The 22664-nt window shown below is 71.7% G+C and carries 21 protein-coding genes; 9 read left to right on the top strand and 12 right to left on the bottom strand.

Translation table 11 applies throughout. The features are described from left to right. Window positions 1-23: 23 nt before the first annotated feature. Both Acy02nite_RS07665 and Acy02nite_RS07660 read left to right on the top strand, forming a co-directional pair. Window positions 24-500: a DUF1707 and DUF4190 domain-containing protein gene (locus tag Acy02nite_RS07665; protein WP_203739123.1), complete on the top strand. Its 477-nt coding sequence runs from the start codon at window positions 24-26 to the stop codon at window positions 498-500. 58 nt (window positions 501-558) lie between these two features. After that, complete coding sequence (locus Acy02nite_RS07660) at window positions 559-981, top strand: VOC family protein (RefSeq protein WP_203739122.1); 423 nt, start codon at window positions 559-561, stop codon at window positions 979-981. A gap of 60 nt (window positions 982-1041) precedes the next feature. Here the strand turns inward: Acy02nite_RS07660 and Acy02nite_RS07655 are convergent, their stop codons facing one another. From Acy02nite_RS07655 to Acy02nite_RS07640, 4 genes are all read right to left on the bottom strand, one after another. After that, a complete protein-coding gene (locus Acy02nite_RS07655) occupies window positions 1042-1620 on the bottom strand; it encodes an SDR family NAD(P)-dependent oxidoreductase (RefSeq protein WP_203739121.1) in 579 nt (192 codons plus the stop codon). A gap of 143 nt (window positions 1621-1763) precedes the next feature. Beyond that, a complete protein-coding gene (locus tag Acy02nite_RS07650) occupies window positions 1764-3314 on the bottom strand; it encodes a M1 family metallopeptidase (RefSeq protein WP_203739120.1) in 1551 nt (516 codons plus the stop codon). Between the two features lie 93 nt (window positions 3315-3407). Continuing rightward, the gene (locus tag Acy02nite_RS07645) at window positions 3408-4565 is read right to left on the bottom strand and encodes a GAF domain-containing sensor histidine kinase (protein WP_203739119.1); all 1158 of its coding nucleotides are present in this window, start codon (window positions 4563-4565) and stop codon (window positions 3408-3410) included. Between the two features lie 174 nt (window positions 4566-4739). After that, on the bottom strand, window positions 4740-5615 hold the full coding sequence (locus Acy02nite_RS07640) for a LysR family transcriptional regulator (RefSeq protein ID WP_203739118.1): 876 nt from the start codon (window positions 5613-5615) through the stop codon (window positions 4740-4742). A 120-nt stretch (window positions 5616-5735) separates the two neighbouring features. Between Acy02nite_RS07640 and Acy02nite_RS07635 the strand changes: the two genes are divergently transcribed. Then, window positions 5736-6734: an NADP-dependent oxidoreductase gene (locus tag Acy02nite_RS07635; protein ID WP_203739117.1), complete on the top strand. Its 999-nt coding sequence runs from the start codon at window positions 5736-5738 to the stop codon at window positions 6732-6734. 24 nt (window positions 6735-6758) lie between these two features. Here the strand turns inward: Acy02nite_RS07635 and Acy02nite_RS07630 are convergent, their stop codons facing one another. The 3 genes from Acy02nite_RS07630 to Acy02nite_RS07620 all read right to left on the bottom strand — a co-directional run bounded on the left by Acy02nite_RS07630 (window position 6759) and on the right by Acy02nite_RS07620 (window position 10258). Beyond that, on the bottom strand, window positions 6759-7970 hold the full coding sequence (locus Acy02nite_RS07630) for an aminotransferase class I/II-fold pyridoxal phosphate-dependent enzyme (protein WP_203739116.1): 1212 nt from the start codon (window positions 7968-7970) through the stop codon (window positions 6759-6761). After that, a complete protein-coding gene (locus tag Acy02nite_RS07625) occupies window positions 7967-9094 on the bottom strand; it encodes an AI-2E family transporter (RefSeq protein WP_203739115.1) in 1128 nt (375 codons plus the stop codon). The genes Acy02nite_RS07630 and Acy02nite_RS07625 overlap by 4 nt, the downstream gene beginning before the upstream one ends. Window positions 9095-9157: 63 nt before the next feature. Beyond that, a complete protein-coding gene (locus tag Acy02nite_RS07620; protein WP_203739114.1) occupies window positions 9158-10258 on the bottom strand; it encodes a hypothetical protein in 1101 nt (366 codons plus the stop codon). A 189-nt stretch (window positions 10259-10447) separates the two neighbouring features. Between Acy02nite_RS07620 and Acy02nite_RS07615 the strand changes: the two genes are divergently transcribed. After that, complete coding sequence (locus Acy02nite_RS07615; protein ID WP_203739113.1) at window positions 10448-11341, top strand: S41 family peptidase; 894 nt, start codon at window positions 10448-10450, stop codon at window positions 11339-11341. A 523-nt stretch (window positions 11342-11864) separates the two neighbouring features. Here Acy02nite_RS07615 and Acy02nite_RS07610 read toward each other — a convergent pair. Beyond that, complete coding sequence (locus Acy02nite_RS07610) at window positions 11865-12461, bottom strand: TetR/AcrR family transcriptional regulator (protein WP_203739112.1); 597 nt, start codon at window positions 12459-12461, stop codon at window positions 11865-11867. A gap of 199 nt (window positions 12462-12660) precedes the next feature. On the opposite strand from Acy02nite_RS07610, the gene Acy02nite_RS07605 reads away from it, so the two are divergent. The 5 genes from Acy02nite_RS07605 (at window position 12661) to Acy02nite_RS07585 (ending at window position 17715) form a co-directional block, all read left to right on the top strand. Further along, a complete protein-coding gene (locus Acy02nite_RS07605) occupies window positions 12661-13836 on the top strand; it encodes a homogentisate 1,2-dioxygenase (RefSeq protein ID WP_203739111.1) in 1176 nt (391 codons plus the stop codon). Beyond that, a complete protein-coding gene (locus Acy02nite_RS07600; protein WP_203739110.1) occupies window positions 13833-14639 on the top strand; it encodes a hypothetical protein in 807 nt (268 codons plus the stop codon). The genes Acy02nite_RS07605 and Acy02nite_RS07600 overlap by 4 nt, the downstream gene beginning before the upstream one ends. Next, window positions 14636-15829, top strand: a complete 1194-nt coding sequence (gene fahA, locus Acy02nite_RS07595; protein ID WP_203739109.1) for a fumarylacetoacetase — start codon at window positions 14636-14638, stop codon at window positions 15827-15829. The genes Acy02nite_RS07600 and fahA overlap by 4 nt, the downstream gene beginning before the upstream one ends. A gap of 124 nt (window positions 15830-15953) precedes the next feature. Then, a complete protein-coding gene (locus tag Acy02nite_RS07590) occupies window positions 15954-16559 on the top strand; it encodes a TetR/AcrR family transcriptional regulator (protein WP_203739108.1) in 606 nt (201 codons plus the stop codon). A 397-nt stretch (window positions 16560-16956) separates the two neighbouring features. Beyond that, window positions 16957-17715, top strand: a complete 759-nt coding sequence (locus Acy02nite_RS07585) for an SDR family NAD(P)-dependent oxidoreductase (RefSeq protein ID WP_203739107.1) — start codon at window positions 16957-16959, stop codon at window positions 17713-17715. Window positions 17716-17769: 54 nt separating this feature from the next. Here the strand turns inward: Acy02nite_RS07585 and pabB are convergent, their stop codons facing one another. From pabB to Acy02nite_RS07565, 4 genes are all read right to left on the bottom strand, one after another. Then, window positions 17770-19902: an aminodeoxychorismate synthase component I gene (gene pabB / locus Acy02nite_RS07580; RefSeq protein WP_203739106.1), complete on the bottom strand. Its 2133-nt coding sequence runs from the start codon at window positions 19900-19902 to the stop codon at window positions 17770-17772. 537 nt (window positions 19903-20439) lie between these two features. Then, window positions 20440-20898, bottom strand: coding sequence for a hypothetical protein (locus tag Acy02nite_RS07575; protein WP_239174409.1), 459 nt, complete (start codon window positions 20896-20898; stop codon window positions 20440-20442). A 194-nt stretch (window positions 20899-21092) separates the two neighbouring features. Next, window positions 21093-22073 (bottom strand): nitronate monooxygenase, encoded by a 981-nt coding sequence (locus Acy02nite_RS07570; RefSeq protein ID WP_203739105.1) that lies wholly within the window; start codon window positions 22071-22073, stop codon window positions 21093-21095. Between the two features lie 149 nt (window positions 22074-22222). Continuing rightward, on the bottom strand, window positions 22223-22664 hold a 442-nt coding region (locus tag Acy02nite_RS07565; protein WP_203739104.1), incomplete at its 5' end, for an RDD family protein.

The raw sequence follows: 22664 nt of genomic DNA, 5'->3' as shown, positions 1-22664 counted from the left end.
CAGCCCCCGGTAGCCTTGCCTGCATGTATCCCTCGCCGCACGTCCGGGTCTCGGATGCCGACCGTGAGGCGATCGTCGCGCGGCTGAGCACGGCGACCGCCGAGGGCCGGCTCACCATCGAGGAGTTCAGCGAGCGGTCACGCTACGCCTATGCGGCGCGCACCTGGGGTGAGCTGTCCAGTGTGCTCCACGACCTGCCCGCCCTCGTGGCCCCGCCGGCCGTCCTCGCGCAGCCGCCGGTCCGGGAGAGCAAGGTGCCGATGCTCTCGCTGGTTTTCGGTCTCCTGTCACTGCCGCTGTTCATGTGCACCGGCGGCCTGCTGGCCCCGTTCAGCGCGCTCGCCGCCATCGTGCTCGGGGTCCAGGCCCTCCGAGGGCCGGCGCGCACGGTGCTGCACGGCCGGGGCATGGCGATCGCGGGGCTGACCCTCGGGACGGTGTCCATGCTCGGGACGGCCACGGTCCTCACGCTGCTGATCAACGGCTCGGAGTTCTTCTAGGCGGTGTCGCCGGCGACAACGGTCAGCAACTGACCGCTATCGCGGGCAGCCTGCATGCATGACTCTTGACCGCTCGGGTTCCCGGATCGACCACCTCAACGTCGCCGTGCCCGACCTCGCCGCCGCTGTCGCCTTCTATGAGCCCGTGCTGGCCGCCATCGGGATCACGAAGATGCTGGAGATCCCGCCGAACGCGACACCGAACCAGCCGACCGCCATGACCGGCTTCGGGCTGGCGGACGTCAAGCCCTATTTCTGGCTCATCGACGGAGGCACCGTCGGCACGAACATGCACCTGGCCTTCACCGTCGACACTCGCGACGACGTGGCTACCTTCTACCGCGCCGCGCTCGCGGCCGGCGCGACCTCCCTACTGGAGCCCGCGCGTCACCCCGAGTACCACGACGACTACTACGGCGCCTTCGTCCAGGACCCGCACGGCATCAATCTCGAGGCGGTCTGTCATCGCGCCAGTGTGTGATCGATGACGGCGACGGAGGTGGTGGGCAGGGCTGCTCCGCGACGGATCACCAGGGGTGCGCTACCGCCGGGAGAAACCGAAGATCCGATTCATCAGGCGTACGTCCGAGCCCACCACCGCCCGGTAGGAGTCGCGCGCCATCCCGTCCAGCAGGTCACGGGCCGCCCGGTACGGCGACGTCACCGCCTCGCCGGCCGGGAAGACCATCGCGACGTGCACGTTCGCACCCGCCTGCACGCTCTCGGCGAACCGTCTCGCGGCGGCCCGCGCGGCGTCCGGCGCGGCCGGCGGGTCACCGACGCTGACCAGGTGCGCCTCCTGCCGGGCACGCAGCAGCGGCAGGAACGTCCGGATCACCGGCTCGCCCGCCCCGGCGCAGTGGATCACCCCGTCGACCGCGTTCCAGCGCGCGATCACGGCGGGCGGCAGCGCCTCCACCTCGGCCGGCTCGGTCACGTCGGCCACGTGGGTGGAGAGCAGCAGCGGCGCGACGACCTGGCGGGCGGTCTCGGTCAGCGCCTCCGGATCGGCGTCGACAGCAGCGACCCGGGCGCCACGCCGGATCGCCTCCAGGGTCACCGCGCGGCCGAGCTCGCTGCCCGCGCCGGTCACCACCAGGGTCTTGCCCGCCACCCGCATGCCACGCCCCCTCGGATAGTGACGGTGATCACGCTACTGCGCTCCCGTGCGGAAAGGCAACGGGGACATGCCGGTCGCCGGGTAAGCGTGTTCCGGAAATCAACCGGGCGGCGGTGCCGCCGATTTCCGGAACACGCCTCAGCTCAGCGGTGCGGGAACGCGCGCGCCGGGGTGCTCAGCGCCTTCGCCGCCGACCCGCCGGGCGCGGTGACCGTCCAGTCCGGGTGGCCCGGCATGGGCGGCGTCTTCGTGCCGTAGAGCCAGTCGTTCAGGAAGCCGCGCAGGTCCTGGTGGGAGACCTTCGAGGCGAGCGCGATGAAGTCCTGCGTCGCGGCCGCACGCCCGCGGTTCTGGGCGACCCAGGCCCGCTCCAGGGCGTCGAACGCCTTGACGCCGATCTTCTGGCGCAGGGCGTAGAGGACGAGCGCGCCACCGTCGTACACGTTCGGGTTGAAGACGTCCCAGATCGAGTCGCTCCGCAGCGGGTGCGCGACCGGGCCGTACGTGCTGCGGTACCGGTCACCCCGGGCATAGACCGCTTTGAAGTACGACTCCAGGTCCGCCTGACCGGTGTAGTCCTGGAACTGGCCGTGCTCCAGGGCGTAGATCAGCTCGTACCAGGTGGCGTGACCCTCGCTCTGCCAGACGTCGCTCCACTGGTTCGGCGACACACTGTCACCGAACCACATGTGTGCCAGCTCGTGCGCCATGACCGGGTCGAGAACGAACTTCGGCGCGGCGAACAGGCTCGTGTCGTACAGGGAAAGTGTCTGGGTCTCGAGGGCGAAGCCCAGATCGGTGTCGATGACCAGGGAACCGTAGTTCTCGAACGGGTACTTCCCGACCTTGCCGACCATCCAGGCGAGCTGGGAGCGCTCGACCTCGGCCTTGGGCAGCAGGTCCGCGGCGAGCCGGGTGGGCACCACGTCACGGATCGGGACGCCGCCGACCGACGGCCGCCGCTGCACCGTGAAGTCACCGACGGCGAGCTGGATCAGCTCGCTGGCCATCGGCTTCGACTCGCGGTACACCGAGGTCACCGCGCCGCCGCGGGACCTGTCGCCGACGTGCACGCCGTTCGCCACAGCGGTCCAGCCGGCCGGGCGGGTCATCGAGATGGTGTACGTCGCCATGTCCCGCGGGTGGTCGTTGCTCGGGAACAGCTGGTGCGACTGGTCCGGCTGACCGGCCATGATGGTGCCGTCCACCGTGGTCACGAAGCCGGCCGGGGAATCCGCGTTCGCGGGGATCGGCGTCGCGGTGAAGTTGCTGACCGTGACCCAGAAACGCTTGCCCTTGGTCAGGTAACGGCTGGGCGTGACGATCAGCTCGTCGCCGGAGCGGCTGAACGTGGCCGGGCGGCCGTTCACCGACACCTTGCCGACCGACTCGCCGCCGAAGTCGAGGTCGAAACGGGACAGGTCCTGAGTGGCGACCGCGGTGATCGTCACGTCGCCGGTGACCGTCTGCGCCGGGTCCTTCTCCGGGTAACGGATCCGCAGGTCGTAGTCCTGAACGTCGTAGCCACCGTTGCCGAGCAGCGGGTACAGCCGGTCGCCGAGACCCGCGGCGCCCGGACTCGCGTGGCGGGTGGCCGCCGACACGGGAGCGCTCAGGCCGGCCACCACGATCAGCGCGGTGGCGCCGGCCGCGATCAACCCCGAGAGACGTCGTTCGATGTGAAAGTCGTTCATGGCCGCCGACGTTACGCCGACCACAGTGGAGTCGCAGCCCGCCGAGGGCGGGCATTCTCCGCGGGACGTTCCGCGAGACGCCGCGAAACGGGACTACCCGGGCAGAACGATCCGCGCGGTGACACCCGCCCCGGGCCGGCTCTCCAGCCGCAGCACGCCGCCCTGGGCCTCGACGATGCGGCGGCTGATCGCCAGCCCGAGGCCCAGCCCCGGGATCTGTGCCAGCCGTGCCTGCTCGCCGCGCACGAACGGGACACCCAGCGCCGCCAGTTCCGCCTCCCCCAGGCCGGGCCCGTGGTCCCGGACCACGATCGCCGGCCGCGAACCCGCCGTCACCGTGACCTCGACCGGCTTGCCCTCGCCGAAGCAGAGCGCGTTGCCGATCAGGTGCCCGAGCGCCACCCCGAGCAGCCGCGGGTCGGCGGTGACCCACACCGGGCTGTCCGTCCCGGCCACGTGGAGTCGCTCGCCCCCGGCAGCGGCCACTGCGGCGGCGACGACGGCGCCGAGGTCCGACCGGCGCCGGTGGCCGACCGGCTCGTGGGCCTGCTGGTCGACCGCGCGCAGCAGATTGTCGACAGTGCGGCAGAGCCGGTCGGTGTTGCGGGTGATCGCCTCCACCCGGCGCTCGAAGCCCGGCATGATCGCGCCCATCTCGGTGAGCAGCTCCAGGTTGCCGTTGATGCTCGCCAGCGGGGTACGGATCTCGTGGGAGATCGCCGTGACCACCTCGTCCTGGTCCACGCCGGCCGGGAACGGCTGGATGCCGGCCAGATGCCGCAGCCCGGTCTCGGCGTCCACCCGGCGGGCGATCCGGGACAGCATCCGCACCGTCGCCTCGGGATTGTGGCGGCGCGGCGTGTCGTCGAAGACGCAGAGCGCGCCGACCACGTGATCACCGTGGTGCAGTGGCGCGGCGCCCAGGAAACGGACGTGCTCGGCGCCCCGGACCAGCGGATGCGTGGCAAGCCTCGGGTCACGGCTGGCGTCACCGACGACCATCGTGTCGTCCGCGGCGGCGACCGCGTCGCACACCGACTCCGCCTGCGGCACGTCGACAACGGTCCGGATGCCGATCGCGCCGGCGATGTGCGCCGTCCCGCCATCGATCATCTTGAGCGCGGCCATCGGTGCCCGGCAGGCCTCGGCGGCGAGTTCCAGCACCTCGGGGATCTCGGCCACGGCCGCCCGGTAACGCTCGGCGGCCACGGCACGGGCCTCGGCCGGGTCCATCCTCGTCGAGACGGTCATCGCGCCACTCCTCCGCTGCCTCAGGTGTTGCTCCATCAGGTGCCGTGCGGTCGCTTCGGTTGCTCCGCAGGGATCGGCGCCGCGACGGGCGGCTTGCGGGAATCCGTAGTTGCCATCGGGGAGCCCACGCCCGGCCGGCGCCGCGCCAGGCCACGCCGCACCGCGCCGCGCCGGTCAGACTGCGGCGGCGGCCAGGGCGGCCTTGGCTGCCAGCCGGAAACTCCTGATCATCGGGTTCGGGTCGCCCTTGCGGCTGACCACGACCACCTGGCTGGGAGCGGCACCTTCGATCGGGATGGTGACGAGGCCGGGACGGAGCGAGCTACGGTGATCGCCGACCGGCAGCACCGCGATCGCCCCGCCGCCGGCAACCAGTTCCAGCTTGTCCTCGAAGCTCTCGACCGGCGGCACCCCGGCCCCGAGGAGCTGGTAGGAGGTCCAGTCCGCGGTCTCGAACGCGCAGGGCGCCGCCTCCTCGCCGGCCAGTTCCGCCGAGGTCACCGACACGCGGCCGGCCAGGGGATGACCGCGCGGGACCACCAGCATCCGCGGTTCCTCGTAGAGCGGGGTGGTGACCACCTCGTCGGCGGCCAGTGGCAGCGGTGCCCGCGCGACCAGGGCGTCGACGCGTTCCTCGGCCAACGCTCCCACGTCGCGGCAGCTCAGGTGCCGGGTGGCGATCTCGGCGCCCGGGTGGCGGCGGCGCATTTCCTGGACCGCGGCGGTGATCACGAGATCTTCGAGATAGCCGATGGTGATGCGTTCGGTGCCGGCCTGGTCGCGTACGGCCAGCTGAGCCTGCCGGGCGGCCTGCAGCAGGGCTCTCGCCTGCGGGAGGAACACCCGGCCGGCCGGGGTGAGTCGGGCACCCTGGGGCACGCGGTCCAGCAGTCGTACGCCGAGATGTCTCTCGAGCCGCTGGATCTGGCGGCTCAGTGCCGGCTGGGCCACGTGCAGGTCAGTGGCGGCCCGGCCGAAGTGCTGATGAGCCGCGACCACGGTGAAGTACCGCACCAGCCGCAGGTCCAAGTCCTTACCGGCGTCGTTCACCGTTCCAGCGTACGCATCATGCCGTTTCGGAATGACTCGGTGCCGAACCGGTCTTGGACGGCCGTGCCGGTGCCGGACTTGACTGGAGGAGCAACGTTCCCCCGAGAAAGCACAGGCACGATGAAGGCGATCCAGATCCACGAAGCGGGCGGCCCGGAAGTCTTGCGGTACGACGAGGTGCCGGTGCCCGAGATCGGACCGGGCGAGGTCCTCGTCAAGGTGCACGCGGTGGGCATCAACCCGCCGGACTGGTACCTGCGTGAGGGGCTGAAGGTCATGCCGGCCGAGATGAGGCCGGCACTGGAGTTCCCGCTGATTCCCGGAACGGACATGTCAGGCGTGGTCGAGGCGGTCGCTCCGGACGTGCAAGGGTTCACGGCCGGTGACGAGGTCTTCGGCATGCTGCGGTTCCCGGGGTTCGACGGCCGGACGTACGCCGAGTACGTGGCCGCGCCGGCCTCCGACCTGGCTCACAAGCCCGCCTCCATCGACCACGTGCACGCGGCCGCGGCGCCGATGGCCGTCCTCACCGCCTGGCAGTACCTGATCGATCTCGGTCACGACGTGCCGTCCCCGTTCACCGGCCGGGTGCACCGGCCGGTGCCGATCACGCCGGGGATGACCGTCCTGGTCAACGGGGCCGCCGGTGGAGTGGGCCACTTCGCGGTGCAGCTGGCGAAGTGGAAGGGGGCGCACGTGATCGCGGTGGCCTCGGGCCGTCATGAGCAGTTCCTGCGCAAGCTCGGTGCCGACGAGTTCGTCGACTACACCCGTACCCGGGCCGAGGACGTGGTCAGTGGTGCCGACCTGGTGGTCGACACGGTCGGTGGCCCGGAGAGCTCACGCTTGCTGACCGTGCTCGAGCGCGGCGGCACCATGCTTCCGGTGTTCTTCGCGCAGTACGACCCGGAGGTGACGGCCGGTCTGGGCATCTCGGTCTCCAACATCCAGGTACGGTCCAACGGCCCCCAGCTCGCCGAGATCGGGCGCCTGTTCGACGAGGGCAAACTCCAGGCCGGGCTGGACAGCACCTACCCGCTGGCCGAGGCCGGCAGCGCACACACGCGAGCCGCGCGGGGTCACCTCCAGGGCAAGATCGTGCTCACCGTGGTCTCGTGATCGCCGGACTCCCGCACGGCCCGCTCAGACGCCGGCCGTCCCGGAAGACGAACCGTGTCCCTGCCGAAGCCCGCTGACGAACGTGCCGAGCCGCTTCAGCCCTTCGCGCAGGGCCTCGCGCGACGCCGCGTAGGACAACCGGACGTGGGTGTCAGCGGTCGCCACCCCGAAGTCGCGGCCCGGGGTGACCGAGACGAGCGCCTCCTCCAGGGCCCGCCGGCAGAACTCCCACGCGTCCAGGCCGGTCGAGCTGACGTCGAAGTACACGTAGAACGCGCCGTCCGGCGGCACCGGCACGGGCAGCCCGATGCGGGCCAGGCCGTCGAGGGCGATGCCGCGCCGGGCCAGGAGCTCGGCGCGGCGTTCCTCGCAGACGGCCAGCGACGCCGGGGTGAAGCATTCCAGGGCGGCGAGCTGGGCCGGCGTGGAGGCGCACAGGAAGTAGTTCATGGCGAGCCGCTCCGCGGCTTCGACCAGCGCGGGCGGCAGCACGCACCAGCCCAGACGCCACCCGGTCATGCCGAAGTACTTGGAGAAGCTGTTGATCACGATGGCGTCCGGGTCCGCGGCGAGGATGCTGCGTGGCGGGGTGCCGTCCGCGGCCGGGTCGGCCAGGTCCAGGTAGATCTCGTCGACGATCCGCCAGACGCCCCGCGCACGGGCGAGATCACAGACCGAGACCATTTCGGCGTACGGGATGGACGTGCCTGTCGGGTTCGACGGGCTCGCGATCATGACGGCGCTGGTCTGGTCGCTCCAGGCCCGCTCGACCGCCGTGGTGTCCAGCTGATAGCGGGCTGCCGGTGTCGTGGCCGCGGTGACGACAGCGCCGCCGAACGTCTCGACCAGCGCCCGGTTGCACGGGTAGGACGGGTCCGCGACGATCACCTCGTCCCCCGGGTCCGTGGTCGCGGCCGCCGCCAGCAGCAACGCACCGGAAGCTCCGGGGGTGACGGCGATCCGCGCCGGGTCCACTGTCACGCCGTGCCGGTCGCGGTAGAAGTCGGCGATCGCCTCGCGCAGCGCGGGCAGGCCGAAGGCCGGCGTGTACGGCAGCGGCCGCCCGTCCATCACGTCCCGCATCGCCTCGCGGACCGCGGGCGGTGCCCCGAAGTCGGGTTCGCCGAGCCCGAGCCGGACGACGTCGTGGCCGGCGGCCTCCAGCTCCCCCGCCCGGCGCCCGAACGCCATAGCATGGAACGGCTCGACCGCCAGGGCACGCTGCGACAGTTTCACGGGGTGGAGCCCTCGGTGGCTTCGGGCGCCGGGTCGGAGTCCGGCTCCGGGATCGGCGGGGCCGGGTCGCTGAGCTGCTCGCGCAGGTAACCCCAGATCACCCCGATGAGCGCGGCGACCGGCACCGCCAGCAGGCTGCCGACGATCCCGGCGAGGTTGCCGCCCAGGGTCACCGCGAGCAGGACCACGGCGGCGTGCAGGCCCAGGCCCCGGCTCTGGACCATCGGCTGGAAGACGTTGCCCTCCAGCTGCTGGACCAGCAGGATGATGCCGAGCACGATCAGCGCCTTGACCCAGCCGACGGAGACCAGCGCGATCAGCACCGCGACCAGCCCGGCGAAGACCGCGCCGACGATCGGGATGAACGCGGTGACGAACGTCAGCACGGCGAGCGGCAGCACCAGCGGGACGCCGACGATCCACAGGCCGAGGCCGATGAAGACCGCGTCGAGCAGACCGACGAACGCCTGCGAGCGGACGAACGACCCGAGCGTGTTCCAGCTGCGGCTGGCGATCTCGGGCACGTCGGCGGCGAGCCGGCCGGGCAGCTGACGGCCGAGCCAGGGCAGGAAGCGCGGGCCGTCCTTAAGGAAGAAGAACATCAGGAACAGCGCGAGGATCGTGGTGACCACGCCGTTGACGATCGTGCTGACGCCGGTGAGGGTGGCGTTCGCGATGCTGCCGACGCTGGCCTGAACCTTGTCGATGGCGCTGTTCAGGCCGCTGTTGACCTGGTCGTCGCTGATGTTCAGCGGCGGGCCGGAGGCCCAGTCCCGGACCTGCTGGATACCGTCCACCACGCCCTGGCCGAGCTTGCCGGACTGCTCGGAGACGGGCACCGCGATCAGCACGATGGTTCCGGCGATCAGGGCCAGGAACAGGACCGTGACCAGGGAGGCGGCGAGCGCGGGCGGCCAGCCCCTGCGGCGCAGGAAGCGGACCGGCGGCCAGGTGAGCGTGGTCAGCAGCAGCGCCACGACCAGCGGCCAGAGCACCGACCAGGTGGCCCCCAGCAGGTCCAGGACGACATAGAGGAGCAGCATGATCAGCAAGGTCTGTGCAGAGACCCGGGCGGCGTCACGCAACGCCGACCGGGTCTTCACAGTGCTCAGGGTGGACCGCATTGGATCACCCTACGACGAACGGGGCCTCCCGGGATTTCTTCCGCCCGGCGTGGACACAGCCGGTCAGTACGAAACGGGGGCGGAAGCGGGGGACGACGGCGAAGGGTCACCCGGCGCGAGGGCGACACCACGGAACGCCACGCCGCCGGGAGCGGTGGCAACCGTCGTACGCGCGGAGGCCGAAGGCGGCGAACTGAACTCGGCCGAGTCCGTGACCTGCACCAGGGTGTTGCCCGCGCCGGCGCCGTCGATGCCGTAGAGGCGGGCGCCGGTCCCGTCCACCACGCCGGTCAGCCCGGTCCATGCGGAGGTGCCGGAGATCGTGCCCCGCTCGGTCCAGTTCGTGCCGTCCGACGAGTACTTGTGGACCGCGTCGGCCTCGCGCAGCAGGTAGAGCGTGTCCACGCCGGCCACCGCGGCGTCCCGGTCGAGCAGCACGAACGCGATGGGCCCCGAGCCGCCCGATCCGAGCGCGACCGGTTGCGTCACGACGCCGGCCGTGTACTCGTAGAGCCCGGCCGGCTCCTTCTCGCTGCCGAACCAGAGGCTGCCGCCGGCGAGTTGCACGGTCCGCGTGTCGTTCAGCGCGCCGGTGCCACCGGCCAGCACGGTCCCGCTGCTCGCGCCGAGCGTAGCCTGGACCAGGCCACCGTTCGGGGCCGCGGTCGCGCCGTGCCCGGTGACCCAGAAGCGGGCGCCGTCGGCGGTGACCGCGCCGCGCACCTCCTCCTGCATGAAGGAGGTGCCCAGCGTGGTGGAGGTGTCCACCGCGCCGGCCGCGTCGACGCGGGCCACGACCCGGGGGACGGACGTGGTCGCGGTGCCCGGCTCCGCCGCGTAGCCGGCGAGCGTCACGTAGCGGCCGTCCGCCGAGCGGGCCAGCGCTCCGACCCCGGCCGAGTCGCCCTCGATCGTGAACGGCTTGTCGACGCCGGAGACGGTGACCGGGAGTTCGATCGCGGTTCCGTCGCCGGTGCCGGCGCCGGTGAGCCGGGTCAGCGTCACCGCGGTCGCCTCGGCGGTGACCGTCACCCGGGAGAGCAGGAGGTGGTCGGCGGCGGCGCCGGTGGTCGCCCGCGCGCCGGTGGCGGCGACGATCGCCGTGCCGGCCACGACCGCTGCCGCGGACGCGATCGCCAGGCGGCCAGTGTGCTGGAAGAGCACGATTGTTGCCTTTCGTCACGGGACGGTCAGCGGCGCTCCGGAGTGGATCGATTCCTAATTGACCGTTTCGCACCAGAAAGTCACCCCGGCTCGGGAAGAGTGACACGGACGGCAGGCGGAAGGCCGCCGACACGCGCAACACCCGCGCCGGGTCGCCGGCAAGGTCATCGAGGTGCTTGACTGCGATCCATGCGTCAGGACGAGATCACCCAGGTGGTGACCCGGGTCAAGGACCTGGTCACCGAGCACTACGTGTTTCCCGAGGTCGGCCACCAGGTCGCCGCTGTGCTCGAGGCCGCCCGATATCCGGACGGCGTCGACGCCGCGGAGCTGGCCACCCGGGTCACCGAGGACCTGCAGTCCGTCAACGGGGACCGGCACCTGCGGCTGCTGCACAGCGAGGAGCCGCTGCGCGACGACCACGGCGACGACGAGGCCGACCTGGCGGAGCTGACCGCGTTGGCGGCGCGCACCGGCGGTGGCATCGGCCGCGTCGAACGCCTCGACGACAACATCGCGCTCATCGAGATCACCCCGCTGTTCTTCCCGCCCACCGCGGCCGGCGACCCGATCGCTGCCGCGATGACCCTGGCCGCGGGCGCCTCGGCGCTGATTCTCGACGTGCGCCGCTGCCGGGGCGGGGTTCCCGAGACGGTCGCTCTCTTCTGCAGCTACCTCTTCGGCCCGGAGCCGCTCGAGCTCGGCGGCCTCTACTTCCGCGCCGAGGACCGCATCCGCCAGTTCTGGACCGTCCCGCACCTGGCCGGCCCCCGCTTCGGCCCGGACCGCCCGATCGCCGTCCTGACCAGCGCCACCACCTTCTCCGGCGGCGAGGATCTGGCGTTCACCCTGCAGGAACGCAAACGCGCCACGATCATCGGCGAGACCACCCGCGGCGGCGCCCACCCGCGCGAGGGCTTCGCCGTCCACCCGCACCTGGAGGCGACGATCCCGGTCGCGCGCTCGGTGAGCCCGCTCTCCGGCACCAACTGGGAGGGCACCGGCGTCCGCCCCGACCTGGCCACCCCCGCGACCGAGGCGCTGCCCCAGGCCATCACGCACCTCCGCGCCGCTCTGCTCTGAAAGACCCCGCGCGCGTACGCCCACGAGCCGCCCGCCCCGCCCGCGAGTCTCGCCCGTCCCAGCACGCAAGCCCCGTGGTGCTCCCTCTAGTCACGTGACTCGCTCTTGCCAGCTGGTGCTCATGGACGTTATTCGTGCCTCATAACGTCCATGAGCACCAGCCGAAGACCCCCCAGCCGCGCCGCGACCTCGACCCGCACCTCAGCTCGCGCCGAGCACCACGCAAGGCCACAGCCACGAGAGCCAGCAGCGCGGCTCACGCGCTCGGCTGGTGCTCACGGTTGTCATGAGGCACGAATAACGACCGTGAGCACCAGCCGGCCAGCGCGAGCCGCGCCGCGGGCCTGAGCGGGCAGCGGGCCGGCGCCGACGGTCGGTGCCGGGGCGGATGCGACGGTCGGTGCGGGCGGCGAGCCTGTGGTCGGTGGCGGGGCAGATGCTGCCGTGGGGACTGGCCGGGGAGACGCTGGGCGGAGGCGGGCGGTGGGGCGGGCGGCTCACGGGCGTACGGGAAGAGCGGGTTTCAGGAAGTTGGGGGACGCCACGGCAGGAGGCAGTGGTCGACCAGGGCGAGCTGACGCGTGGGGTTGACCATGGGGGCGGACATCGCGGCGTTGACCTGCTCGCCGATGCAGATGGTGAGCAGGACGTCGACGACGTCGGAGATCGGGATCGACGGCAGCAGCTCGCCGTCGGCGATGGCCTCGCGGAAACGGTCCGCCATCTGGCCGCCCCAGAACTCGCCGAGGTCCGGCGCTTCCTCGATCTTGGAGTTGGCGGCGAGCCGGCCCCAGAAGCCGACGACCACGAACGCCTCGTCCACCGTCACCTTGGTGAGCGGAAGGATCTCCCGGATCATGGCGTAGAACGCGGCGAGCCCGCGCAGCCCGGCGGTCGCGGCGGCGATGCGGGTGTTGGTGCGGTCGGTGATCCGCGCGTACGCCCCCGCGGCCACCTCGTCGAAACCGTCGAAGTAGTGCCAGAGCGCACCGGTGCCGATGTTCAGCTCCGCGGCGATGGCCCGGCTGGTGGCGGCGGCGAGCCCGTCCCGGGCGACCACCGTCAGGTACGCCTCGATGATCTCGGAACGTCGCTGGTCGTGATCGACGATCTTCGGCACGTGATCCCCTTCCCGATCGATGAGGCTACCGGCATTTGTTCGCAATGCGAACCTGCCGGGACACTTGTGCGGTCTGTTACGGCTCCGTAAATTCCGTAGCGCACGGAGCCGCCACCACCACCCCTGGTGACGGCTACTTGTCCAGGGACCACTGCGGCGTGACCCGCCGGAGTGGTCCGCAGGAGGGAGAGTCGGACGCGTGACGTTCTACCGGCAGGTGGGCAGCATCCCGCCGAAACGGCACACCCAGCACCGCCGCCCGGACGGCGGGCTGTACGCCGAGGAGTTGATGGGCGAGGAGGGTTTCTCCTCCGACTCGTCGTTGCTCTACCACCGTGGCATCCCGTCGGCGATCGTCGACGCGCGCCCGTGGCAGCTGCCCGACCAGAGCCTGACCCCGAACGCCCCGCTCGTCCCGCGCCACCTACGCCTGCACGACCTGGACTTCAAGGAGGCCGACCCGGTCACCGGGCGGCGCCTGGTCCTGGGAAACGCCGACGTGCGGATCTCGTACGCGGTGTCGACGGAGATCTCGCCGTACTACCGGAACGCGATCGGCGACGAGTGCGTCTACGTCGAGCGCGGCGACGCGACGGTGGAGACGGTGTTCGGCGCGCTGACCGTCGGCCGGGGCGACTACGTGATCATCCCGCGGATGACCGCGCACCGGTGGATCCCGTCCGGCCCCGAGCCCCTGCGGACGTATGCGATCGAGGCCAGCTCGCACATCGCCCCGCCGGCGCGGTACCTCTCGCGTTACGGCCAGTTCCTCGAGCACTCCCCGTACTGCGAACGTGATCTTCGTGGGCCCACGGAACCGCTGCTCGCGGAGGGGACCGATGTCGAGATCTACGTGAAGCACCGCGGCGGCGGGACGATCCACGTCGTGCCCGAGCATCCGTTCGACGTGGTCGGCTGGGACGGCTGCCTCTACCCGTACGCGTTCAACATCGCCGACTTCGAGCCGATCACCGGCCGCGTCCACCAGCCGCCGCCGGTGCACCAGGTCTTCGCCGGGCAGAACTTCGTGATCTGCAACTTCGTGCCGCGCAAGGTGGATTACCACCCGCTTGCCGTGCCGGTGCCGTACTACCACTCGAACGTCGACTCCGACGAGGTGATGTTCTACGTGGACGGCGACTACGAGGCGCGCAAGGGCTCCGGGATCGGCAAGGGGTCGATCTCGCTGCATCCGGGCGGGCATTCGCACGGGCCGCAGCCGGGGGCGGTGGAGCGGTCGCTCGGGGTGGAGTTCTTCGACGAGACCGCGGTGATGGTCGACACTTTCCGCCCGCTGGATCTCGGCGAGGCCGGGCTCGCGTCGGACGACGGGCGTTATGCCTGGTCCTGGTCCGGTCGCGGCCCGTCCGCATGACCGGCTTGTTCGTCCGGCTGTTCGACGATGCCGCGCTGTTCCCGCCGGGGAACGCTCCGATGGCGGCCGCGGTGCCCGCTCACCGGCGGGCGCTCCGCGGGCCGCACGGGGAGCTGCTCGGTCCGTTCGTCCTTCCGGCCAAGCGGCTGGGCGAGGCCGATCTCGACGGGCCCCTCGACATCGCGCTCATCGCCACGCCGGCAGAGCTGCCGGCAGCCGTCCGGCAGATCCAGGAGAATCCGGGCATGCGCCTGGTCGCGGTCGAGACTCCGGTCGCGGCCGACGCAGATCAAACCCACTTTGCCGTACGGACGTTGGCCGCGACCCTGGCACCCGAGGTAACCCGCGCTGTCGAGCTGCCCCGCACCTCCGCGCGCGACGACGTGCTCGACGCGCTCGCCGGCACGGGCTGCCGGGCGAAACTCCGTACCGGTGGACTGCGCGCCGACCTGTTCCCGCCGCCCGCCGAGCTCGCCGCGACCATCCGCGCGTGCGTCGACCGGGACATCCCGTTCAAGTGCACGGCCGGCCTCCACCACGCGATCCGCCACACCGACCCCGCGACCGGTTTCGATCACCACGGTTTCCTGAACGTGCTGCTCGCCGCCTCCGACCCGGGCTCGGCTGAGGCGCAGCTGGGACGCACCGACGGCGCGGCCATGGCGGCGGAACTGCGCGCCTGGTCCCCCGCCGACGTGGCCCGTGCCCGCTCGATCTTCACCTCGTTCGGCACGTGCGACGTCGCCGACCCCGTCCACGACCTCACCCGCCTCGGCCTGCTCCCGGAGAGAATCACCATATGACCTGGCTCGACCTGCCCGAATCCACGGGGTTCGGGATCACCAACCTGCCGTACGGCGTCTTCGTCACCGATTCCTCCGCGGCCCCGCGCACCGGCGTGGCGATCGGCGACCAGGTCCTCGACCTGGCCGGGCTGACCGGCGACCCGGTGCACGCGACCGGGTCGCTGAACGCGTTCCTGGCCCAGGGCCCGGAGTCGTGGGCCGCGCTGCGGTCGATGATCGCCGCCTGGCTGACCGATCCGGCCCATCGGGAGCGGGTCACGCCGCACCTGCTGCCGATGGACTCGGTGACCCTGCGGATGCCGTTCGAGGTGGCCGACTACGTCGACTTCTACAGCTCCCGGGACCACGCGGAGAACCTGGGCCGGATGTTCCGCCCCGGCTCGCCCGCCCTCACCCCCAACTGGAAGCACCTGCCGATTGGCTACCACGGCCGGTCCGGGACGGTCCAGGTGTCCGGCACTCCGGTGACCCGCCCGCAGGGTCAGTACCTCGCCGACGGCACCCCCGCGTTCGGCCCGTCGCGCCGGCTCGACATCGAGGCCGAGGTCGGGTTCGTCGTCGGCGTGCCCTCGGTGCTCGGGACGCCCGTGCCGGTGCACGACTTCTCCTCGTACGTCTTCGGGGTCTGCCTGGTCAACGACTGGTCCGCCCGTGACCTGCAGGCCTGGGAGTACGTGCCGCTCGGCCCGTTCCTGGGCAAGTCGTTCCTGACCTCGGTCTCGCCGTGGGTGGTCCCCCTGGCCGCCCTGTCCGAGGCCCGGGTGAAGCCGCCCGTCCGTGACGAGCCCCTGCTCCCCTACCTGGACGACAGCGACGCCCCGTGGGGCCTCGACCTGTCCCTGGAGGTCCGCCTGAACGGCGAGGTCGTCAGCCGCCCGCCGTTCCGCGGCATGTACTGGACGGCGGCCCAGCAGCTGGCCCACCTGACGGTGAACGGCGCCTCGCTGCGCACGGGTGACCTGTTCGCCTCCGGCACCGTGAGCGGCCCGGCCCGGGACGAGCGAGGTTCCCTCATCGAGCTCTCCTGGGACGGCGCCGAGCCGCTGGAGTTGCCGGACGGCACGACGCGCACGTTCCTGCAGGACGGCGACGAGATCACGATCACCGCCACAGCCCCCGCCGCCGACGGCTCCCACCTGTCGTTCGGTCACGTCACCGGCACGATCCGGCCGACCGCTCTGCCGTGATCCGGCGGGACGGCGGCGCCCTGCTCCGCCCGGGACGGCCAAACCGGCCGGACGGCCGGAGCTGACGCGGCGGGGCGGGCTCGTGCATCTGGATCGAGCGTTCTCGAATGGGTACGCTCGACCGATGTCCCGGGTGAAGGAGTTCGAGCCCGACCAGGCCCTGGACGCCGCCATGCGGCTGTTCTGGCAGCGGGGGTACGAGGCGACGTCGATGGCCGACCTGGTCGCGGCCACGGGGGTGGCCCGTGCCAGCCTGTATGCCACCTTCGGCAGCAAGCACGACCTCTACCTGCGGGCGCTCGACCGCTACGTGCGGCAGCGCGATCCGGTGCTGGTGGAGCGGCTGGCCGGGCCGGGGTCCGCGCTGCCGGCGATCCGGTCGGTGCTCGACGACTTCGTCGCGGAGGCCACCGGGGCCGGCGACCTGGGCTGTTTCGTGGTCAACGCGGCAGTGGAGCGGATGTCCGCCGACACCGCGGTCGCGCTCAGCGTCGAGACGAGCTGGGAGACCATCGAGGTGGCGCTCACCTCGGCGCTGCTGCGGGCGCGCGGCTCCGGCGAACTGGCCGCCGGAGCCGATCCCCGCCGGCTGGCCCGGTTCCTGATGGTGGTGCTGGAGGGGCTGCGCGTGGTCGGCAAGGGCCGCACCGGTGCGATCCGGGCGCGCGACGCCGCGGACGAGGCGTTCGCCGCACTGCTCGCCTGGGCCCCGCCCGGCCCCGCCCACTGACCGGCTCGTCCCGAGGTCACCCGCGGCCGGGCGGCACTGCCCGCGCAACCTTCGCCGACACACTCCGTCATCGCCCTGCCTCGCTTGCCCAGCGGCGCGTCACTTCGCCGGATCCCGAATACTCTGGAATCCAACTGGACCGAACGTTCTCGAATAGCTACCCTCGGAGCGTGAACGGCGTTCGGGAAGGAGGCGGAGTTTCTTGAACGATCAGTCTTCGAAGGATCCCGAGAGGCGTCGGCCGGACTGGCCTTCGGATCACTCGCCGTGATCCAGCTCCGCCTGATCGCGGCGTCATGCCGGTGGTGGCGATGCCGGCGATCCAGCGCGCCCTCGACCTGAGCCCCGGCGAGCCCGCCGCCGTTCTCCTGCACTCCACTCCCGGAAGGAAGCGCGCATGACGCAACGATTCACCGGCAAGGTCGCCCTGGTCACCGGCGGCGGCTCCGGCATCGGACGGGCCGTGGCCCGCGCCCTGGCCACCGAGGGCGCCACCGTGGTGGTCGCCGGCCGCGACGCCGCGTCGCTCGACGAGACGGTGAAGCTGATCGAGGCCGACAACGGCACGGCCGCGGCGGTCACCGCCGACGTCACCGTCGCCGAGCAGGTGGAAAGCCTGGTCACCACCGTCGTCGACCGCTTCGGCGCGCTCGACGTCGCGGTCAACAACGCCGGCGTGCTGGGCCGGCCCGCGCCGCTGGCGGACCTCGACGAGACGGTCTGGCACTCGGTGATCGACACCAACCTCACCGGTGTCTACCTGAGCATGAAGTACGAGATCGCCCGGATGCGCGGGCGCGGCGGCGCGATCGTCAACATCGCCTCCAACATCGGCGCGCACGGCCGGCGCCCCGGCCTGGGTGCCTACGCCGCCGCGAAGGCCGCCGTCAGCACGCTGACCCGTAACGCCGCACTGGAGTACATCGGCGAGGGCATCCGGATCAACGCGGTCAGCCCCGGCCCCTCCGACACGGCGATGTCGCTGCACCCGGGCGAGACCCCGCAGGACCGGGCGGACCGGCTGGCCGGCGCGCTGCCGATCGGCAGGGTCGGTGCGCTGGAGGAGATCGCCTCGGCGGTGCTGTGGCTGGCCGCCGACGAGTCCGGCTTCACCGTCGGGCACGACCTGGTGGTCGACGGCGGGGCCACCGCCTGACCGTCGCGCTGTGACCGCGGGGGCGGCCGCCTTCCGCTGTTCCAGTTACCGGGCTCAGTGCTCACCCGCGGCGGTGGTGACCGGGCCATCGGGTCGCAGCCGGCTGTCGTACCAGGAGATCGCCGTGATCGGCGGCGCCGCCTTCTGACACATCTCCTGGTATTCCGCGACCGGGTCGGAGCCGAGCAGCACCGCGCCGCCGGCGCCGACGAACCACCCGGCCGGATCGTTCACGATCGTCCTGATCACGATGGACAGGTCGACGTAGCCGTCGAGCGAGAAGGCGCCGAGCGCACCGGCGTACATACCGCGGGCATGACTCTCCAGCCGGGAAATGATCTCCATGGTCCGCAGTTTGGGTGCGCCGGTCATCGACCCGCCGGGGAAGCACGACTCGACGGCGGCGAGGGGGGTGCTCTCCGGCGCCAGCCGCCCGGCGATGGTGGAGACCAGTTGGTGGACCGTCTGATAGCTCTCCACGTGCATCAGCGACTCCACCTCGACACTGCCGACGCGGCAGACCCGGTTGAGGTCGTTGCGCAGCAGGTCGACGATCATCATGTTCTCCGCGCGCACCTTGGGATCGGCCGCCAGCCGCTCGGCCGCGCGCCGGTCCTCCCCGGGGTCCGCCCGGCGCGCGCAGGTGCCCTTGATCGGGCGCGACTCGACCCGCCCGTCCGGGCTGATCCGCAGGAACCGCTCCGGGGAACTGGACAACACCTGCAGCGGGCCCACGGCGAGATAGGCGCTGTACGGGGCCGGGTTGACCCGCCGCAGCAGCCGGTACACGCCGAGCGGGTCGCGCAGCGGCGGCCCCTCGAAACCGGTGGTCAGACACACCTCGTAGGTCTCGCCACGCCGGATCTCGGCGATGCACTCCTCGACCTTGGCCTGGTAACGCCCGGCGGAGTCGACGGCGCCGGGCAGCCACGTCCGGTCGACCACCGGCGCGGGCCCGGCCGGCTCGTCCTCGAGGGCGGTGGCGGCCTGCCGCAGAGCCCCGTCGACGCTGTCCAGCCAACTGTGCGCCTCCGCCGTCTCGGCCTCGGCGTGGACCGCGCAGGCGTAGGCGCGCCCGGCGCGATGATCGAAGGCCAGGAAACGCGTGACGAACAGCAGCGCCAGGTCGGGGTGACGGGTGGCGGGCCGGGCCGCACCGATCGTCGCGGTCGCCAGCCCGTAGCCCAGTGAGCCGACGTAGCCACCGGCGAACGGCATGCTGGGATGGCTGTCCACCGTGTACCGGCCGAGCAGATCCTCGAGGTGCCGCCAGACCGACGGGACCGGCCGGGACACGCTGCGCCCCGCCGGGTCGGTGCGGGTCACCACCGTCCCCCCGGCGGTCAGCACGTGATCGCGCATGGTGGTGGGCGCACCCATGAACGACCAGCCGTGGGTGGCGCGCAACGTGTTCGTGTCCAGCCAGAATGCGAACGCCCGGCCCCGGTACAAGTGCTCGAAGGCCATCGCGGGCGTGAGGGAAGGGTCCAGTTCCCGCCGGGTCAGGACCAGCCGCTGGGCATCCCGGCGGGACCCGCGCACGGCGCTCGCCGCGGCGGGTCGCGCCGCGGCGAACGGTGCAGCGGCGGGCCGTGCCGCGACGCCCGACCAGCCGCGCCGGGATTCGACGATGGCCTGGAAATTGCGGACGAGCCGCTCGCCGTGCTCGGAGCAGGCCGCTTCCGGGTGGAATTGAACACCCCAGATCGGCCGCCGCCGGTCCCGGACCGCCATCACGGTGCCGTCCTCGGCCACGGCGATCTCGCGCAGCGACGGCGGCAGTGGCCGGGAGACGGCGAGCGAGTGATAACGAACGACGTCGAAAGATCGCGGAAACCCGCGGAAGAGCGGATCGTCGCCGGCGCTGATGCGACTGATAATGCCATGCGCCGGATATTCCGCGTGCTCTATGCCTGCACCGGCGTGATGGGCAATCAACTGGTGGCCGAGGCACACCCCGAGAATGGGTACGTCTGCCCGGGCGACGAGTTCGGCCCCGATGCCGACGTCGGCCGGTTCGGCCGGGGAGCCGGGCCCCGGTGAGATCACGAGAGCGTCGAAGTCACTGGCCAGCACCGCGTCCGCGGTCGTCCGATCGTTCGCGACGACGACCGGCTCCGTCCCGGTGACCCGGGCGAGCAACTCGTGAAGATTCTGAGAATACGAGTCGTAATTGTCCAGCAACAATGTTCGCAAAGTCGTCCCCACCCCGTGACGGATCCGCCGATGAGGCAGCTCGGCATCGACATCCTTACACGGACGCCAGGGGACGACCCAGACGTGTTCCGCACCCGTCCGGAGGATGGGCCCGCCGCAACGATTGCAGAATACGCGGGTGTGGCGCGGCGCTCACCCGAAGGCCGGCCCGGGCACTCGCCGAAACGTGATCGTCGGGCCGGAGCGACCGGCCGGGCTCCGCCGCGACAGGAACGCTTGACCCGCCCTATGCCGAGCCCGGTTCCCGCCGCCCACAGAAAAGCGACGGGAACCGGGTTTCCCCCCAGCAAAGACTCAATTCACTCGCGATCGGCTAATCGACTTTCGCACCATTTCCGCGGCGGTCGTTCACACCGCGGGAGCCGGCAGCCGAATCTGTTCTCCGGGCGGAAGCGCGCCGCGCCGTGCTGGGGACCTCGACCGCGCGGAGCCTCAGCACGGTCGGTGGCGAAGCCGGGTCCTCGGCGCCGGCCGGCCGCACCAGATCGTCCGGGCCGGCGAACGGGATCATCGGACCAGGAGCGTGTAGTTGGGGGCGACGCCGGTGCGGCAGCGATAGGACACCCAGACCCGCAGGGCCACGCCGGACGCGCCGACCCGCTCGCACTCGGCCTGCGGATATGCCACCTCGTTGTACCGGGCGGTGTAAACCACCTGCTCATGCCGGGCCGGGGCGAGACGCGGAACATAGGTGATCACGAGATCGTCGCCGGCGAACCCGGAGTGGACCGACGCCCCGGACCAGACACCGGCCTCCTCGCCGCCGGCCCCGATCACCGCGGCGCGGCCGAAGGCGAAGGTTCCCAGCAGGCCGGTCCTGGGTTCCGGCGACGAGGCCGGCGCGCCCGGCGCGGTGCCGGCGCGGGCGGCCGGGACATCGCGCACGGGGCCGGTCGCGTGACCGGCGTGAGCCACCCCGGGGACGAGCATGGCCGGGATGATGCCCGCAAGAAGCAGACTGTGCATTTCCGAATCCTTTTCACCGATGCGCCGCGGGGATCTCTCGCGGACGCTCAGGGAGGCCACCGGATGGTTTCTCACCCGGCCGGCCCTAATCCCGAAATCGAACCTACACCGAGAACACCGCCGAATATCGCACCGCACAAAGAACAATCTGTTAAGTATTAACGGTCGTTAATGCTAACCGTTTCCGGCCGTCATCAGGCCCGGAGAGCGTCGATCACCGCGGCAACCGGCCCCGGCCGACCAGCCGCATGACGGGCACCGGCCCACAGGTTCAGAGCTTCGGCGTCACCCCGCGCCGCGGCCGCCGCCCGGATCGGCGCGGTCAGATGATGGATCGCCGGATAGCCCACCGGGGCCAGGGCGGAGTACGTGTCCACGAAGCGGTTCCGCAGAGCCCGCGCCGGCTGCCCGGTGAACGCCCGGGTCACCACCGTCTCCCGCGGCGCCCCGGAGAGCATCACCGCCCGCTGGGCCGGCCTGGTCCCCGCCTCGTCGGCCAGCAGGAACGCCGTCCCGGACTGCACCGCCACCGCCCCCGCCGCCAGCAGCGCCGGAGTGTCACCTCCCGCCGCGACCACCGGCACCCCGGTGACGGCCCGGACCTCGGCGAGCACGTCCAGGGCCGGCCGGTCCCCGCGATACATCGCCGGCGTGAACGTCGACGAGTGGCCGCCCGCCCCGCCGCCCTGGGCGATCAGCCCGTCCGGCCCGGCGGCCAGCGCCTGCCGGGCCTCGTCACCACTGGTCACGGTGATCAGCACCGCCGAGCCGGCGGCCCGCAGCGCCCGCACCACCTCGGCGGACGGCACGCCGAAGGTGAAGCTGACCAGCGGCACCCGATAGGTGACGGCCAGTTCGACCTTCGCCGCGAAGTGATCGTCATCGGTCAGCCGCACGGGCGGCAGGTCGACCTCGTAACGCTCGGCCTCGGGGAGCAACGCCTCCCGGTAACGCTCGACCGCGCCCGGGTCGGCGAGCGGCGGCACGGGAACGAACAGATTCAGCCCGTACGGCGACGACATCGAGCGGAGCTCGGCCTCGACGGCTTCCGGCGTCTTGTAGCCGGCGGCGAGGAATCCGAGCGCTCCGGCCCGGCCGGCGGCGATCACCAGCTCCGGCGTGGACGGACCACCGGCCATCGGCGCCACCACGACCGGGGTCAACAGCTCCCGCATGCGCCCCAACCTACCGCTCCCCCGGCCCCCGGACCGGACGTCGGCCGCGTCACACCTGCCCACATGTCGGAACGCGAACGGCGAAAGGCCCCGCCCGGACGTGGAGCCGGGCGGGGCCTTCGACGTCCGCCGACGGGCGGACCGGGCGATTACTTGACGACGACCGTGCTGACGATCTTGTCGGCCAGGGTCTGCTTCTTCGCGTCCCAGAGCGGGAACAGGTAACCGACGAGGCAGATGAGGCTGTCGACGATGTGCGCCAGGTCGCGCAGGAACGCCTTGCCCGCGCCGATCGGCTGGCCGGTGTTCGCGTCCACCAGGCGCAGGCCGAGCGCCTTCTTGCCCCAGCTCTGCCCGGTCTTGCCGGCCTGGAACCACCGGTTGTAGCCGGTGACGGCCAGGGAGATCAGGGCGAAGACGTAGTAGAGCGCGTTGTACGTCGGCAGATTCGTCACCGGGTCGGTGTCGGAGCCGACGATGTTGCCGATGATGCCGATCGGCGCCACGGCGAGCGCGTCGACGAGGTACGCGCCGACTCGCTGGATCCAGCTGGCGTAGCCGGCGACCGGCTGCTGGCCGTAGCCGGGCGCG

The organism is Actinoplanes cyaneus, assembly GCF_016862095.1.
GTDB classification, from domain to species: domain Bacteria; phylum Actinomycetota; class Actinomycetes; order Mycobacteriales; family Micromonosporaceae; genus Actinoplanes; species Actinoplanes cyaneus.
Note: the sequence above shows the minus strand (reverse complement) of the source record. Positions and strands in the feature narration are given on the sequence as shown.